The following is a 13,435-nucleotide window of genomic DNA, read 5'->3' as shown; positions in this document are numbered from 1 at the left end:
TTGTGTCGTCGACGCCGTCGAATGACGCGATGGACGGCGTTCAATTCCTGATGTGCCCATTCTGGGCCTGGGCATTTCCTGTCAAAGCCCCGATGTCGAATTCTTATACCGAATTCGCTTCGGCCCATCGGTTACCTATTCAGATTGCCCTTGGCTTGCGTGGGTGTCCAAGACTTCTTTCAGTCGTGGTGATACCTTGGAGGCATCACCGGATCGGGAGGCGCCATGGATCTGGACTTGCGCAAACTGCGCTACTTCGCCGCCGTGGCCGACCGGTTGCACTTCGGCCGCGCCGCCGATGAGCTGCATATCGCGCAGCCGGCGCTCAGCCGCCAGATCCGCGCGCTGGAGCAGGATCTCGGCGCCTCGCTGTTCATCAGGGATCGCCACGGTGTCGCGCTGACCGACGCGGGCCGACAACTGCTGGTCGACACCGGTCCGCTGCTGGCCTCCGCGGCCGCGGTCCGCCGCCGGGTGTCCGTGGCCGCCCGCGGCGGCCGGCGGCTGGTGGTCGGCTTCCGGAGCGGCATCCCGGTCATCCCGGCGACGCGGGCGTTCGAGGCCCGGCATCCGGACGCGGTCGTGGACGTGCAGCGGATGGAATGGGACGACCAGGCCCCGATGCTGCTCGACGGCCGCGTCGACGTCGGCTATGTGCGGCTGCCGATCGACGAGACCGGTCTGCGCGTGACCCCGCTGTACACCGAGCCGCTCATGGTGGTGCTTCCCGCAGGCCACCGGTTGGCCGGCAAGGAGGAGGTCGCCGAGGCCGACCTGGCCGGTGAGCCGCTGGTCTGGCACGCCGGCCCGAGCACGCAGCCCACCAGGCGCCCGCTTCCCGACTCCGGGCTCCGGGTGCGCGGGGTGGAGGAGAAGCTCGAGCACGTCGCGGCCGGCCGGGGCATCTCGTTCGTGGGTCGTTCGGAAACCGTGTTCTACTCGCGTCCGGACATCAGCTACGTACCCATCCCGGAACTCGCGCCCGACCAGGTGTGCCTCGCGGTGGCGGCATCACGCACCTCGCCGCTGGCCGACGACTTCTTCATCGCGGCGCAGGCGACGGCCGAGATCACGGCAGCATGTGGGAACTATGATCTGGGTGCGGCCGTCGTGGAGTGATCACGGACCTGTGGGAATGAGGCCCGTCGCGGTCATCCGCATAACGGCGTAGGTCTCAGCAAAGCTTAAGTTTCGTGACACTTCTTCAGGTTCCGCGATCGCAGGTGTGATCGCGCGTGCGGTGCGTCTATATCCAAGCCTCAGCAGCTATGGCTCTTGACCATAGGCATCAGAGCCGGTCACCCGCATGACTCACAGGGGACAACACCAGCCTCAGGATTTACACACGGGCACGGCTCTTGCCGTATTGATAGGCGAATGGTGTTCACCTGCCTCACTCAGGCGGCGGTCGTTCCTGAACACGGTTGACCGCCAAGATCGATGTGGGGAGGTATTCGTGGCAAAAGGACGTCGTCGCAAGACTCCGTTCAGGGCTTGGGGAGTGGTTCTCGCGGTCCTGTCTTACTATTTCTATAAGGAACGGCTGTGGCAACCCATGCTTTTAGCTGCCGGGGCGTTGCTGCTCTACTTGGCCTTGGTGCGACTGACCCGTTGCCGGGTCGAGACGCTCAAGCATCGGCCATGTCTCTGGCTTGTTCGGGGCATCGTCGGCACGTGCGACTTCCACGTCGGCTACAAGCGGGGTCTTCCCGTTCTTGTCCGGGGTAGGGGTTTTCTCGGGCTGCCGACCTTCATGTGGCCGCGCGACACCTTCGATCGCGGAGCCCTGCCAGAGCGGCAGCCGAACTCCGCCGCCCGTGGTGCTGCAGCGATGTCTTCGAAGGCGGACAGGCCAGGCTACGACTGGGCGATGATGTCCATCGCCGGGGTGAGTGTGTTCGTGGCGATCGCGGCGTTCATCAGGGACTTGGTCGCCGGCTGAGGTCGATCGGCCTCGCCGCTGCGTCGTGCGGGGAGGCACACCGGCGAACCGGCCGCCTTCACCCTCGGCGGTACCCCCTGCTCGGTCATCTGAACGCTCGGCCGGGGTTCGAGCTCTTTCGCGAGATTTGGTTTATCCCGAAGTGGAATGGAAACACCAGGTGTGGGTCGTTCGCACGGGTGCGCGATCCGGGCCCTGCCGGTCCAGAACCGGGCCGGCGGGGCGTGCCCCTTTCTTCCGGACTGGATACCACCACTCGCCGAATCGGAGAGCCGCTATGTCGACCGATGCCATCGTGCTGCTGAAGAACGACCACAAGACCGTCGAGGACCTGTTCAAGAAGTTCGAGAAGACGGGTTCGAACGCGTACGTCACTAAGCGGAAGATCGTCGACTCGATCATCGAAGGACTCACGGTGCACGCCTACCTCGAAGAGGAGATCTTCTACCCCGCTGCCCGGGAGGCGGCGCCTGATACGAAGGATCACGTGCTCGAAAGCGTCGAGGAACACCACGTCGTGGTGTGGATGCTGAGCGAGCTGAAAGGAATGGATCCCGACGACGAGCGGTTCGACGCGAAGGTCACCGTGCTCATCGAGAACGTTCGTCACCACGTGGACGAGGAGGAAGAGGACTGGTTCCCGGACGTGCGTGAAGCGATGGGGCGCAAGCGGTTGCAGGAAATCGGGCAGCGGATGCTCGAGTCGAAGCCGTCGGCGCCTCGGGATCCGCTGAAGTTGCAGAGCGCGACCGCTTAGGACTCGCGCCTGTGGGCGCGGACTTGGCGAGGGTGGATGCTGAGTACGGCGACGTTGGCGGTGTTCATCGGCGTGGTCATGGTCGCCTACGTCGTCCCCGGCCCGGACTGGGTCGTGATCCTGCGGTACTCGGCGCGCCGGAGGTCCGCCGGCTTCATCGCGGCGATCGGCGTGCAGTGCGGGCTCGCCGTGCACATGACGGCCGCGGCACTCGGCGTCTCGACAGCGCTGCTGCACAGCTCCGTCGCCTTTACCGTGCTCAAACTGGTCGGGGCCGCGTACTTGATCTACTTGGGGGCGCAAGCTCTCCGGAAGTCCTGGAAGAACGAGCCCGAGGATGAGACGACAGCCGGGGCCCTGCCACCGGCCGAGCGTCCTCCGCGGGTGTTTCGTCAGGCCTTCCTGTCCAACGTGCTCAACCCGAAGGCCGCCTTGTTCTTCGTCAGCGTGCTGCCGCAGTTCATCGACCGGGACGCCGCCGTCGCGCCCCAGGTACTGCTGCTGGGAGGGCTGGACATCGCGCTAGGGGCCCTCTGGTGGGGTCTGTTCGTGCTGCTCACCGCCCGGTTGTCAGGACTGATGAGCCGACGCGGACCGCGCAAGGTGCTCGACCGCGTCACTGGCACCGCGCTCGTCGGCCTGGGCGGCGCCTTGGTGGTCAGCAGCTGAATTTCTCCGTCGGGCGCGCCGTGGCAGTCGACTGGTGTCGCAGGTGGCTCCGCTCAACACGTCGGGGGATCAAGCTCGGCTGTTCCGCTCGTGCTTCTCGCGACGGGTAAAGATCGTCTTCAGTCCTTCGGGGCATCGAGAACCTTGCCGGTTGGCCGCACAGTTCACGTCATGCGCATTCTTGGAAAGGCCCTTGTCGCTGCCGCGGCGGCAGGGCCGACCCCGAAGCCAGCGAGGACACGACCCTTTTCATCAACATCATCGGCAACAAGGTATCTGTCCGCATTCTCGATCTCGAGACTCCCGGTCTCCTGCCGCCAGTAGTCGATCTTTCGCTCGGCCAGGCGTAGCGAGCCGACTCGCCGCTGCGACCTCAACCTCCCGCTGGAGTAGCCCGGCCCCCTGATGAACAGGAGGACGAGTGGGCTTTGCGCGGGGCCAGATGTTCCCTGATCGAGGCGGCGCGGTTCACTGCTGGAACGCGAGGAGTTGTCGGGCGTTGTCGTGTGGGGCGTGGGCTTGTCGTTTCGTGCCGACGGCCGCGAGTTCGGCGGCTCGTTCGGCCGGGCGGGGGATGCCGTGGTGGCGCCGGGCTTCTGCCGGGTCCCACACTTTCGGTTCGAGCGGGGTGGTCCCGGTGAGCCGGAGGGCCGTTCGCATGGTCGCGGTGACGGCGAAGTCGGTCAGCCGTGATTGGCGCACTCCGGCAGCAGCACGGCGACGCCGTCGAGGAGCCGATCGACATGCTGTTGCGTGGTTTCGGTGACGGCCAGGATCGGGCGCATGCGCTCGTAGTAGGCGCGCATTTCCTCGCGGGAACGGGGGACTTGCGCGATGTCGATCGTCTGGAACTCCGCGGCCCGCGCGCAGTCCGCCCAGTATTGATCTTCCTCGGCCTGGTCGGCGGAGTGCCAGGCGGTCAGGTGGATCCAGAGTTGGGCTTCGGGGTCGTTGGTGTTGTACGGAAGTCCGCTGATCGGTTCCGTGCCGACGATCCTGCTGTGGATCTTGACCAGGATGTCGGCGGCCTTCAGCACCGACTCGCTATCACCGAAGACGATCATCGCCATGTACTGCAAGGTGCGGTCATAGCGCAGCGCCGGGCGGGTCATCACGCCTTGGGTGTCGTTCACCGAGGCGAGCAGGAACGGTTCGAACATTTCGCTCACCACGGTGCGCTGGAACCCGACCGTGAACGTGGTCGGATAGCTGAAAACCTTCCATGCGACCGAGTCCGGCCCGAAGAAGCCGTAGTCGGCGGGAACGGGGTGATCTGCCGAGTTCGAGCAGCGCGGCGCCATCGGCGAGACCGGCCTCGATGAGCCTGCCGGGCTCGTGGGTCGCGGTGCGGGCGATCACCGGATGTTCACGCGCGACCCGGAACGCGGCGACGAAGCCCTCGACGAGTTGTTCGGCCGGTTCACTGATCCCGTCGACCGCCCCCAGGATCGTCGCCGCCATCCGGCCGCCTTCCCGCATTGTCATCGCGGTAAGGACGCCATCGAGGTCACCGAATCGCCGGTACACCGTGGTCCGGTTGATCCCGGCCCGGCGGGCGAGTTGTTCCACGGTCAACCGTTGCACGCCGCCGGACGCGATCTCGGCCATTGCCGCATCGATGATCCGCGTCGACGTCGGGTCTTCGGGAACGCTCGAGTCGTCGACGAGCCATGGCCGGTAGTGCTCGGTCTCCGCGTCGGCGGCGATCGAAGGACTGCGGCCGCAGTCGCTGACGCGTGTACTCAACGCGCTGGAGGAGGACGGTTGCGTCATTTCTGTCGGTGTGGCCTCGTATCGTCCCCGGCATGACAGTGCAGCCGGCCCACGACCCGCGTGTGGTCTTCGCTCGGGCCCTAGATCAAACAGGGCAGCAGGTCGCAGCGGTACGCCCCGGCGAGCTGACCAACCGCACTCCCTGTGCCGACTACGATGTTCGCGCACTGATCGGACATATGGTCGCGGTTCTGCACAAGCTCACCGATGTCGGCACCGGAGGCAGCGCACGCGACTTCCCGGATGTGGTCGCCGGCATCGCCGATGATGGCTGGGTCGGCGCATTCGCCCGGGCCCGTGGCGAGGTCGAGCGGGTGTGGGCCGGCGATACGATGCTTGACCGCGAGGTCACACTGCCGTGGGCCACGTTGCCGGGCCGGGTCGCCTTGGAGGCCTATACCCATGAGTTCACGGCGCATTCCTGGGACCTCGCGCACGCCACCGGGAGGGTCGCCGCACTCGATCCGGACCTTGCGGTGCTGGCACTCGAAGCGTTCCCGAATTTCGCGCCGCCCGAGGCGCGCAGCGGGCAGGGCCCCTTCGGACCGGTCGTACCGGTCTCCAACGACGCCGACGTCTATACCCGGTTGGCTGCCTATCTGGGCCGCCAACCATAACCTCCAGCACCTGCCGCGATCGCGAGACTCGACTCCGCGGACCTCCTCAGGCGCCAAGGAAAGAGCCGGCCGCTTCGTGCGGCCGGCTCTTTCCTTGGCGGCATCCGACGACGGCTTGCCGTGAGGCGTCGTGCAACTGGCGGCCTGTCCCGGCGCGGTCAGCCGACCGCGCACCGCCCACATCTGGCGTCGTCGTCGGCCAGATGCGCTTGAGCGTGCGCCTGATCGGCCAGAGGCTCCGGGTAGAGCGTCAACGCTCTGTTCCAGAGCTGGCGAGCTTCGGCCTGCTCATCGTTTCGCAGTGCTACGTGGGCCTGGCCTTCGACGGCGCGGGCCATCTCCAGGATGAGGTCGCGGCTCGTGGCCAAACTCCCGGCGCGACGGTGCAGGTCTGCGGCCGTCTCGAGGTCACCCAACGCCAGGTACGTCTCGCCGAGGCAGTTGAGCGCGTCGCACTCGACGTCGGCGATCCCCGCTGCCGCGCCGACTTCGAGGGCCAGCCGGCCCAGCTCGATCGCCGACGCAAGGTCGCCTTCCCGGCGATGCAGGGCGGCCAGCCACGCCAGCGCCCACCCCTCGCCGAACCGGTAGCCGATCTCGCGGCTCAGTGACAGCGCCTCCGTCAGATGAGATCGGGCTTGCGGATACCGCTGGAAGTGCCCGTGCAGCCGGCCGATATTGGCCAGCGACAGCGCCTCGCCCTGCCGGAAACCGGTTTTCCGGTTGATGGACAGTGCTCGCAGGAACTGTTCCAGCGCCTCGGGGAACTCGCCGAGATCCGCCGCCACGAACCCGAGATTGTTGATGAGCACACCGACGTCACGTGTGCTGCCCAGCGTCTCCGACAGGTTATGGGCGATCCGGAAGCATTCCCGCGCCTCGCGGTACCGGGCGATCCGCACGTAGGTGATGCCCAGGTCCGCGGTTTGGTACGCCTCGCCCGACTGGTCGCCGGCCGCCTGACTGATGAGCAGGGCACGTCTCAGCAGCTCGATCGCCTCGGTGAGCTGGCCGAGCTCACGCCGGATAACGGCGATGTTGGCCAGCGCGGTGGACTCGCCACGCGGATCGCCCAGCTGCCGCGCCGCGACGAACGCGCCCTCGAACAGGTCCAACCAGGCGACGCGGAAGTTCATCCGCTCCAGGAACGGGCGCAGGACGCAGGGCAGTTGCCAGGAGTGCAGGGACCAGCCCGACGCCTGGGCGAGGGAGGCCACCGCGATCAGGTTCTGGTACTCGATCTCCAGCAGGCCGATCGCCTCGACCTCGTTCCGGGCAGGCGGTACCGCCACCGGGCCGGAAGGGATCTCCGGCTCGAAGAGCGAGAGCTTGCGGGCCATCGGGCTGCAGTGCAGGTGGGCCAGGTACAGGTAGTAGTCGAAGAGCCGTCCCGTCGCTTCATCGCGACCGGGCTCGGCTTCCTCGGTTTCCACGAGCTGCTTGGCGCAGTCGCGAACCAGGTCGTGCAGCTGGTATCGCCCCGCGACGGGTTGCAGGAGAAGGTTGCAGTCACAGAGGCTTTCCAGCTGCTGCTCGGCTTCATCCACCGAAAGGCCGGTGAGCGCGGCGATGGCATACCGGTCGAAGTTCTGGCCCGGATGGATACCTAGCAGGCGGAAGGTCTCACGCTGGCGCTCCGAGAGCGTTTCGTAAGACAGCCACAGTGTCGTGTAAACGCTGACGTCGTCCACCGTCAGGGTATGCATCCGGCGGCGGGTTTCCCGCAGTCGTTCGGCCAGATCCGCGACGGTCCAGGCAGGTCTGTGCCGCAGGCGGGACCCGGCGATCCGGATCGCCAGTGGCAGCCGGCCGCAGAGCTCGATCACGTCCTCGATCGCGGACGGGTCGCCGGTGGGCCGATCCGCGATCCGCCGGAACAGCGCGACCGCTTCGGCGGAGGACAGCACGTCCAGCGAGACCGGACGTCCGCTGTCCAGCGTCGTCAGCCGGCGGCGGCTGGTCACCAGCACCAGCGCCTCGGACGTGCCCGGCAGCAGCGGCCGTACCTGTGCCGCGTCGACGGCGTTGTCGAGGACGACGATGATCCGTCTGCCCACCGCCATCGACCGCCACCGCTCGGCGCGTTCGGTGAGCCCGGGCGGTACCAGTTCCACCGGAGTACCCGCTTGCCGGAGCAGGACGTCCAGCGCCGCTTCCGGCGTCCGCGGCCGCTCCTTGACGGAGAAGCCGTGCAGGTCGATGAAGTACATCCCGTCCGGGTAGTCGTGGTCCAAGAGCTCCGCCAGACGGATGGCGAGCGCGGTCTTGCCGACACCGCCCATACCGTCGATCGCGGTGATGATCAGCGGTCCGCTGAGTCCGCGGCGGACCTCGGTGAGCACCTGGTCGATGTCGGCCGAGCGGCCGACGAAGTCGCTCGCGCCGGCGGGCAGGCGGCGCGGCCTGCCGGGTGTCACCGGTGACGGTTCGAGCGGGACGCCGCGCAGGATCTGGGCGTGCGCCTCACGAAGTCGCTTACCCGGGTCAAGGCCCAGCTCGTCGGCAAGAAGCCGACGGCCCTCTTCGTACATGGTCAAGGCTTCGGTCTGCCTGCCCAGCGCGGCGAGGGTCAGCATGAGCAACGCCCGGAGCGGCTCTCGAAACGGATGTTCGCTCACCAGGCTGGTCAGCTGGATCACGAGCTCGTCGGCTTGTCCGAGCCTCAGCCGGAGCTCGCTCAGCCGTTCCACCGCGAGCAGATACTGCTCGTCCAGCCCGGTGGCCGCGGCGTCGATGGCACGACCGGTCCGTAGCCCGGCGAGCGCGGGCCCGCGCCAAAGTGCGGTGGCGGCCGACAGCGCCTCCATGGCTTCCGCCGGGTGGCCGTCGGCCTCGGCCTTTTCCCCGGTCTGGACCTCTGCCCAGAACCTGTTCAGATCGAGCCGGTCATCCGGCAGCACCAGCCGATAACCGGCGGGCTCGGTAACGATCGAATCCCCGTCCCCGCCCGCCTTGGTGATCGTGCGACGCAGGGCCCAGACCGCGTTGTGCACCTGTGCGTGGGCCGTCGGCGGGGCCGCTTCGTCCCACAGTCCTTCCACGAGGCGGTCGAGGGTGATCACCTTGTTCACATGGATCAGCAGCATCGCCAGCAGCCGCTGCTGGCGGCGACCGCCGAGGCGCACGACCCCTTCGTCAGTCCTCGCCTCGAGCGGTCCGAGGATGTGAAAGTCCATGCGCAACAGCCCCCTCCGCGTCGCGAACCCCACACAGGGTAGACCAAAGAACGAGGCGGTCGAGGCGCCGCTAAGAGCCGGTCGGCCGGTTCGATAGCGAACGAATAGCGGCCGTTGCCATCATGGGGCCCGCTGGGAAGATCTCCCAGGTAGGCGGGGTGTCTCGTCCGTGACATACCGCGAATCGACCGAAAGAGGAGTGCGCATGCGGAAAGCCGTCGTAACGGGTCTGGCTGTGGCTGTCACCGCCCTGGGGGTGCTGCTGGGGCTGTCCGGCGTCACCGAGGGGCCCTCGCCCACCTCGGCCGGCTCCGACGCGATGATGATCAACCGCCAGGCCCCGATCTGCCACCCGTCCTGCTAGCTCCTTCGCGATGACCGAACCGTCTTCCCCGAGGAAGAGCACCAGGAGTTTCGTTTCATCGCTGATCGCTCTGGCCGTCGTGTTCGCGGCCACCTGGTCGGTCCAGGCCGGGGCTCCGCGGTCCACCTCGGCTTGGTGGGCACACCAAGCCGAGACCGCGAGCCTGGTCTGGCACCAGGACTGGAGAGTTTTCACGCGGGCACCGATCGGAGAGGACACCGTCGTCTACGACGGGGGGCACCTGACCCCGGTCACCCTGTACGCGACCAGCCCCGGCAATCGCCGGGGTCTCAGCCGCATCGCCTACACCCAGTGGATGGAGACCGCGGCGCTGAAACAGAGAGTTCCCGCTGACCGGTGGTACGCCTGCGCGGCGAACGCGATCGAGGAGTGCCGTCCGGCCCTGGCGTCGGCTCCTTCTTTCCCGGTCGTGAACCCCACCCGCGACGCGACGATATGCGGGAAGGTCGTTTTATCCCAAGAAGTTCCGCTTCTCTGGCGGGACGCCGAGCCCGCCGCGGCCCGGACCCGCCGGATCAGCGCCGTCTCGCTGCTGGACGTGACATGCGGCCGGTGAGGCGATGGTGGGCGGCCCTCACCGGCGCGGCGGACCGGTTCGAGCCGCGCGGGCGGCCGCTGGCGGTGGGCCGGTCCCTGCTGGCATTGGCGAGCGGGTGCCTGCTGGCGTTCAGTCCGGACGGGGCGTTGTTCCCGCGTACGGAGGGCGTCACCGATGGCCCGGTCTGTACCGGGATCGGCCGGATCTCCTTGTGGTGCTTGGCCGAGTCCGCCGGGGTGGACCTTCAGGTCTGCCGGATGATCGCCCTCGCCGTGTTCGCGACCGTGGCGCTCGGCTACCGACCCCGGTGGACCTGCGTCCCGCACTGGTATGTGACCTACAGCCTCAGCGTGGCCGTGGCCCTGCCCGACGCGGGGGAACAGGTGATCCGCATCCTCACGCTGCTGCTCATCCCGATCTGCCTGGGCGATGACCGGCGGTGGCACTGGCAGCGCCCCGGCCGTCCCCTGTCCGCCGCTTGGCGGGGCCGTGCCTACGCGGCGTACCTCTTCGTCCGCATCCTCGGCGTCTCGATCTACGCGCAGGCCTCGCTCAGCAAGCTCGCGGTGCCGGCCTGGAGGGACGGGACAGCGGGCTACTACTGGCTGGTGCACCCGCATTACGGCTCGACCATGGCGATTCAACCGCCGGTCGGGGCCATCCTGCAGCAGCCGATCGGCGTGTCGGTCGTGACCTGGGGCGCGCTGGCGACCGAGCTGGCCCTGGCCGTGCTCCTGCTCTGCCCCGGACGTGCCCGCAGGGCAGGATGGGCGCTGGCGATCGGCATGCACGGCGCGATCGCGCTTCTGATGGGGTTCACCACGTTCGCCATGACCATGGTGGGTCTGTGGGCCATCGCCTGCGCCACGACGGCACGGCGCGAGAGGCCGGTGGACTTCACCTCACGGACAGCGTCGCCGGTGGCCCGCACCGACGTCTAGGGCTTGTCTCGCAAAATCCGGGCCGATATCCCTTCCGGCTCTTCGCCTCTCGGACCGCCTCTTCGTATGGCGGTCCGGCTCTCGCCTTCGGGATTCGAGTCGAGAGCCTCCCGAGAGAAGACGGTTCTAGCGTTGGCCGAGCTGAATCCCGGCATTTCCGGGAAAGGGTCGTTGCCAAGGTTGTGGGGGAGCTCGTGTCCGTTTCACCCGAAATCGATCAGGTGCCGGTCGAGGTGCCGTTGGCCGCCGAATCACCCAGGCTGGCCGGTGAAAATCTCGAATATGTCCGCCTCCTCGCGGAGGTCGACACCGAACTCCCGCCGATCATCGTCAACCGCCGGACGAATCGGGTCGTCGACGGTATGCATCGGTTACGCGCTGCCAGATTGCGCGGCGAAAGAACGATCGCGGTCCGATATTTCGACGGTGACGACGAAGCCGCGTTCCTGATGGCGGTGGAGATCAACATGCGGCACGGGCTGCCGTTGTCGCTCGCGGATCGTGAGGCCGCGGCGGTGCGCGTGCTGGCCAGCCGTCCGCAGTGGTCGGACCGGGCCATCGCGGCCAGTACGGGCCTTGCCTGGACGACGATCGGCGCCCTGCGCAAACGCGGTGGCCCGGACACGCCCCAGCCCACCTCCCGCCTCGGCAAAGACGGCCGGAGCCGCCCGGTCGACGGAAGTCTCGGGCGAGTGCTGGCGGGCAAGGAGATCGCGGCGCGCCCGGACGCGTCGTTGCGGCAGATCGCGAAGGCCGCGGGAATTTCCGTGGCCACCGCACGCGATGTGCGAGACCGCTTGCGGCGTGGGGAAGATCCGGTTCCCGCGCGGCTGCGCCGGGACTCCTCGCGGCCGGGAAGGCCCGTGGAGGTCGTCGACGTGCAGGCGACCGTGCGCGGTTTGAAGAACGACCCATCGCTGCGGCTGACCGAATCCGGTCGCGCGCTGCTGCGCTGGCTCGACGGTCACGTCATCGAAAGCGACGAATGCACGTTACTGGCCGCGGCGGTCCCGCCGCATTGTGTCGAAGTGATCGAGGCGATCGCGCGCAGATGCGCCGAAACCTGGTCGGAGCTGGCCACGGCGGTGCGGAAGAACGACTGTTCAACCGGGTGAATCCGCCGGTTGAACACCATGTCATTCACGCTTCTTGCCTCCGGAACGGTGTGACCGCCATTGTTTGCCGGGCGGATCACGGTGCATCGGTATTCGGAACAGCCGATGAAGGCGTCGGCCGATCCGGCCGGTAAATCGTCACACGGCGCGGAACGACGAAAGGTGCTGGCAGTGCTGAGTGTTCACCATGTCGGCGTACAAACAGACCATTTCGAGAATTGCCTTGACTGGTACCTCGATTTCTTCGAAGCCGAGCAGATCTGGCAGTTGGACCAGTTCTCGAGACTCACGCTGAGGCGGCTACCGGGTATCCGGCGGCTGACCGAGGTCACCGCTGGCGACGTCCGGTTCCACCTGTTCGACCGCGCCACGCACACCGGCAAGACCCCGCCGTCCGACGACTTCCAGTTCCAGCACGTGTGCTTGGTCGTCGACGACGCGGAGGAGCTGTCACGGATCCGGTTGCGATGGCTGAAGTTGTACAAGTCCGGCCGCTACAGGTTCACGTTGCCGGACCCGCCCTCCGAGATCGCGACCGACGCCGACGGTATTCAGAGCCTCTACCTGTTCGACGTGAACGGGCTGGAGTTCGAATTCACTTACGTGCCAGGAGAAACCGATGGGTGAAGCGAGGACGAGTGTCCTGGCTCCGGCCACCGAGCAGTGGGACTACGGTGATTTCCCGTACGGGTTGGAGCCCCTGGTCATCCCGCCGTGCGGATACGGAGCCGTCGCGACCGCGCAGCCGGCCGACCTGCTCGCCGTGTACGAGGTGGAACGGGCGTGCATCGGCGCCGAGCCCGCGCGTGACGGTGCGAAACCGTCCTCTTCGGACGCGTTGTACTGGTTCCGGTGGATCACCGGCCACCAGGTCACGTTCCTGCTGTGGCATCTGATGGGTGCGCACGTGAAGGCGATCGCCGCCGGGCGGGCGGCCGACGAAGCGACGCTCACCAGCCTGGAGTCGTACACCCACGGCTATTCCGCGATGCTGCGCTACAGCGGGTCGTGCCCGGTGGAGGTCTACCAGACCTTGATCCGGCCCCGGCTTTACCTGCAGCACCGTGGTTTCAGTGGTCTGTGGGCGGCGGATTTCGCTCCGCTGCGGCGGTTGTTGCGTGGGCACGATCAGCCGTGGATGACCGGGCCGGGTGGTGCGCGGCTGGCTGCGGCGATCGCGACCAACCTGGCCGCGCACGAGGCGCTCGCGGACCGGCTCGTGTCCGGTGGCAAGTCGTTGTTGCAGGAACGGGCCCCGGACACCGCCGTGCGGCCCTCGGCGCGGACCACCGCGCTGTTCGACAACCTGTTCGTGACGCTTCGCGCGCCGGTCGACCGGGACACGGTCATCGCGCAGCTGTTCCGCCGGTTGCGTGCCGTCCGCATGGACCTCGTGACCAACCGGCTGGATCCGGCCGGATCCGACGAGGACCGGCTGTTCGACGCCCTCCGGCGGGTCGTGGCGTCCGCGCTGACCGACCGCGAACGCCTTCCGCACTGAGCTTTGCCGTAATCCTGCAGG

At 67.3% G+C, this 13,435-nt stretch carries 15 protein-coding genes; 11 read left to right on the top strand and 4 right to left on the bottom strand.

The window, feature by feature from the left end; all coding sequences use genetic code 11:
* Positions 1–225: 225 nt before the first annotated feature.
* The 4 genes from ACLJRL_RS18155 to ACLJRL_RS18140 all read left to right on the top strand — a co-directional run bounded on the left by ACLJRL_RS18155 (position 226) and on the right by ACLJRL_RS18140 (position 3,368).
* Entirely contained in the window at positions 226–1,119 is an 894-nt protein-coding gene (locus ACLJRL_RS18155) for a LysR substrate-binding domain-containing protein (RefSeq protein ID WP_410657367.1), read from the top strand.
* Between the two features lie 337 nt (positions 1,120–1,456).
* A complete protein-coding gene (locus tag ACLJRL_RS18150; RefSeq protein WP_410657366.1) occupies positions 1,457–1,942 on the top strand; it encodes a hypothetical protein in 486 nt (161 codons plus the stop codon).
* 277 nt (positions 1,943–2,219) lie between these two features.
* Positions 2,220–2,699, top strand: coding sequence for a hemerythrin domain-containing protein (locus ACLJRL_RS18145; protein ID WP_410657365.1), 480 nt, complete (start codon positions 2,220–2,222; stop codon positions 2,697–2,699).
* 36 nt (positions 2,700–2,735) lie between these two features.
* Complete coding sequence (locus ACLJRL_RS18140; protein WP_410657364.1) at positions 2,736–3,368, top strand: LysE family translocator; 633 nt, start codon at positions 2,736–2,738, stop codon at positions 3,366–3,368.
* A gap of 468 nt (positions 3,369–3,836) precedes the next feature.
* Here ACLJRL_RS18140 and ACLJRL_RS18135 read toward each other — a convergent pair whose 3' ends face one another.
* Genes ACLJRL_RS18135 through ACLJRL_RS18125 form a run of 3 tightly spaced genes read right to left on the bottom strand, consistent with a single transcriptional unit; the run spans position 3,837 to position 5,141 of the window.
* Positions 3,837–4,070 carry a hypothetical protein gene (locus tag ACLJRL_RS18135; RefSeq protein WP_410657363.1) on the bottom strand — a complete coding sequence of 78 codons (234 nt, stop codon included), beginning with the start codon at positions 4,068–4,070 and terminating at the stop codon, positions 3,837–3,839.
* Entirely contained in the window at positions 4,052–4,537 is a 486-nt protein-coding gene (locus ACLJRL_RS18130; protein ID WP_410657362.1) for an oxygenase MpaB family protein, read from the bottom strand. Before ACLJRL_RS18130 ends, ACLJRL_RS18135 begins: the two co-directional genes overlap by 19 nt.
* Entirely contained in the window at positions 4,455–5,141 is a 687-nt protein-coding gene (locus tag ACLJRL_RS18125) for a TetR/AcrR family transcriptional regulator (protein WP_410657361.1), read from the bottom strand. The genes ACLJRL_RS18130 and ACLJRL_RS18125 overlap by 83 nt, the downstream gene beginning before the upstream one ends.
* A 32-nt stretch (positions 5,142–5,173) precedes the next feature.
* Between ACLJRL_RS18125 and ACLJRL_RS18120 the strand changes: the two genes are divergently transcribed.
* Positions 5,174–5,758: a TIGR03086 family metal-binding protein gene (locus ACLJRL_RS18120; protein ID WP_410657360.1), complete on the top strand. Its 585-nt coding sequence runs from the start codon at positions 5,174–5,176 to the stop codon at positions 5,756–5,758.
* A 158-nt stretch (positions 5,759–5,916) separates the two neighbouring features.
* Here the strand turns inward: ACLJRL_RS18120 and ACLJRL_RS18115 are convergent, their stop codons facing one another.
* Positions 5,917–8,934, bottom strand: a complete 3,018-nt coding sequence (locus ACLJRL_RS18115; RefSeq protein ID WP_410657359.1) for a BTAD domain-containing putative transcriptional regulator — start codon at positions 8,932–8,934, stop codon at positions 5,917–5,919.
* 235 nt (positions 8,935–9,169) lie between these two features.
* On the opposite strand from ACLJRL_RS18115, the gene ACLJRL_RS18110 reads away from it, so the two are divergent.
* From ACLJRL_RS18110 to ACLJRL_RS18085, 6 genes are all read left to right on the top strand, one after another.
* Positions 9,170–9,298, top strand: a complete 129-nt coding sequence (locus tag ACLJRL_RS18110) for a hypothetical protein (RefSeq protein ID WP_410657358.1) — start codon at positions 9,170–9,172, stop codon at positions 9,296–9,298.
* Positions 9,299–9,308: 10 nt separating this feature from the next.
* Positions 9,309–9,875, top strand: a complete 567-nt coding sequence (locus ACLJRL_RS18105; protein ID WP_410657357.1) for a hypothetical protein — start codon at positions 9,309–9,311, stop codon at positions 9,873–9,875.
* Positions 9,863–10,798 carry a sporulation-delaying protein SdpB family protein gene (locus tag ACLJRL_RS18100; RefSeq protein ID WP_410657356.1) on the top strand — a complete coding sequence of 312 codons (936 nt, stop codon included), beginning with the start codon at positions 9,863–9,865 and terminating at the stop codon, positions 10,796–10,798. The genes ACLJRL_RS18105 and ACLJRL_RS18100 overlap by 13 nt, the downstream gene beginning before the upstream one ends.
* A gap of 194 nt (positions 10,799–10,992) precedes the next feature.
* Positions 10,993–11,913, top strand: coding sequence for a ParB N-terminal domain-containing protein (locus tag ACLJRL_RS18095; protein WP_410657355.1), 921 nt, complete (start codon positions 10,993–10,995; stop codon positions 11,911–11,913).
* A gap of 171 nt (positions 11,914–12,084) precedes the next feature.
* Positions 12,085–12,540 (top strand): VOC family protein, encoded by a 456-nt coding sequence (locus ACLJRL_RS18090; RefSeq protein WP_410657354.1) that lies wholly within the window; start codon positions 12,085–12,087, stop codon positions 12,538–12,540.
* Positions 12,533–13,414: a hypothetical protein gene (locus tag ACLJRL_RS18085; protein ID WP_410657353.1), complete on the top strand. Its 882-nt coding sequence runs from the start codon at positions 12,533–12,535 to the stop codon at positions 13,412–13,414. The genes ACLJRL_RS18090 and ACLJRL_RS18085 overlap by 8 nt, the downstream gene beginning before the upstream one ends.
* The last annotated feature ends 21 nt before the right edge of the window (positions 13,415–13,435 follow it).

The organism is Amycolatopsis sp. lyj-112 (genome assembly GCF_046549055.1).
In the GTDB taxonomy this organism is placed as follows: Bacteria; Actinomycetota; Actinomycetes; order Mycobacteriales; family Pseudonocardiaceae; genus Amycolatopsis.
This window is presented reverse-complemented; position numbering and strand designations above follow the sequence as displayed.

What these genes read in the sequence shown, in the direction of transcription:
- ACLJRL_RS18085 (WP_410657353.1), top strand. Translation starts at nt 12,533, where the DNA reads ATGGGTGAAGCGAGGACGAGTGTCCTGGCTCCGGCCACCGAGCAGTGG.
- ACLJRL_RS18155 (WP_410657367.1), top strand. Translation starts at nt 226, where the DNA reads ATGGATCTGGACTTGCGCAAACTGCGCTACTTCGCCGCCGTGGCCGAC.
- ACLJRL_RS18120 (WP_410657360.1), top strand. Translation starts at nt 5,174, where the DNA reads ATGACAGTGCAGCCGGCCCACGACCCGCGTGTGGTCTTCGCTCGGGCC.
- ACLJRL_RS18100 (WP_410657356.1), top strand. Translation starts at nt 9,863, where the DNA reads ATGCGGCCGGTGAGGCGATGGTGGGCGGCCCTCACCGGCGCGGCGGAC.
- ACLJRL_RS18145 (WP_410657365.1), top strand. Translation starts at nt 2,220, where the DNA reads ATGTCGACCGATGCCATCGTGCTGCTGAAGAACGACCACAAGACCGTC.
- ACLJRL_RS18105 (WP_410657357.1), top strand. Translation starts at nt 9,309, where the DNA reads ATGACCGAACCGTCTTCCCCGAGGAAGAGCACCAGGAGTTTCGTTTCA.
- ACLJRL_RS18125 (WP_410657361.1), bottom strand. Translation starts at nt 5,141, where the DNA reads ATGACGCAACCGTCCTCCTCCAGCGCGTTGAGTACACGCGTCAGCGAC.
- ACLJRL_RS18140 (WP_410657364.1), top strand. Translation starts at nt 2,736, where the DNA reads ATGCTGAGTACGGCGACGTTGGCGGTGTTCATCGGCGTGGTCATGGTC.
- ACLJRL_RS18115 (WP_410657359.1), bottom strand. Translation starts at nt 8,934, where the DNA reads ATGGACTTTCACATCCTCGGACCGCTCGAGGCGAGGACTGACGAAGGG.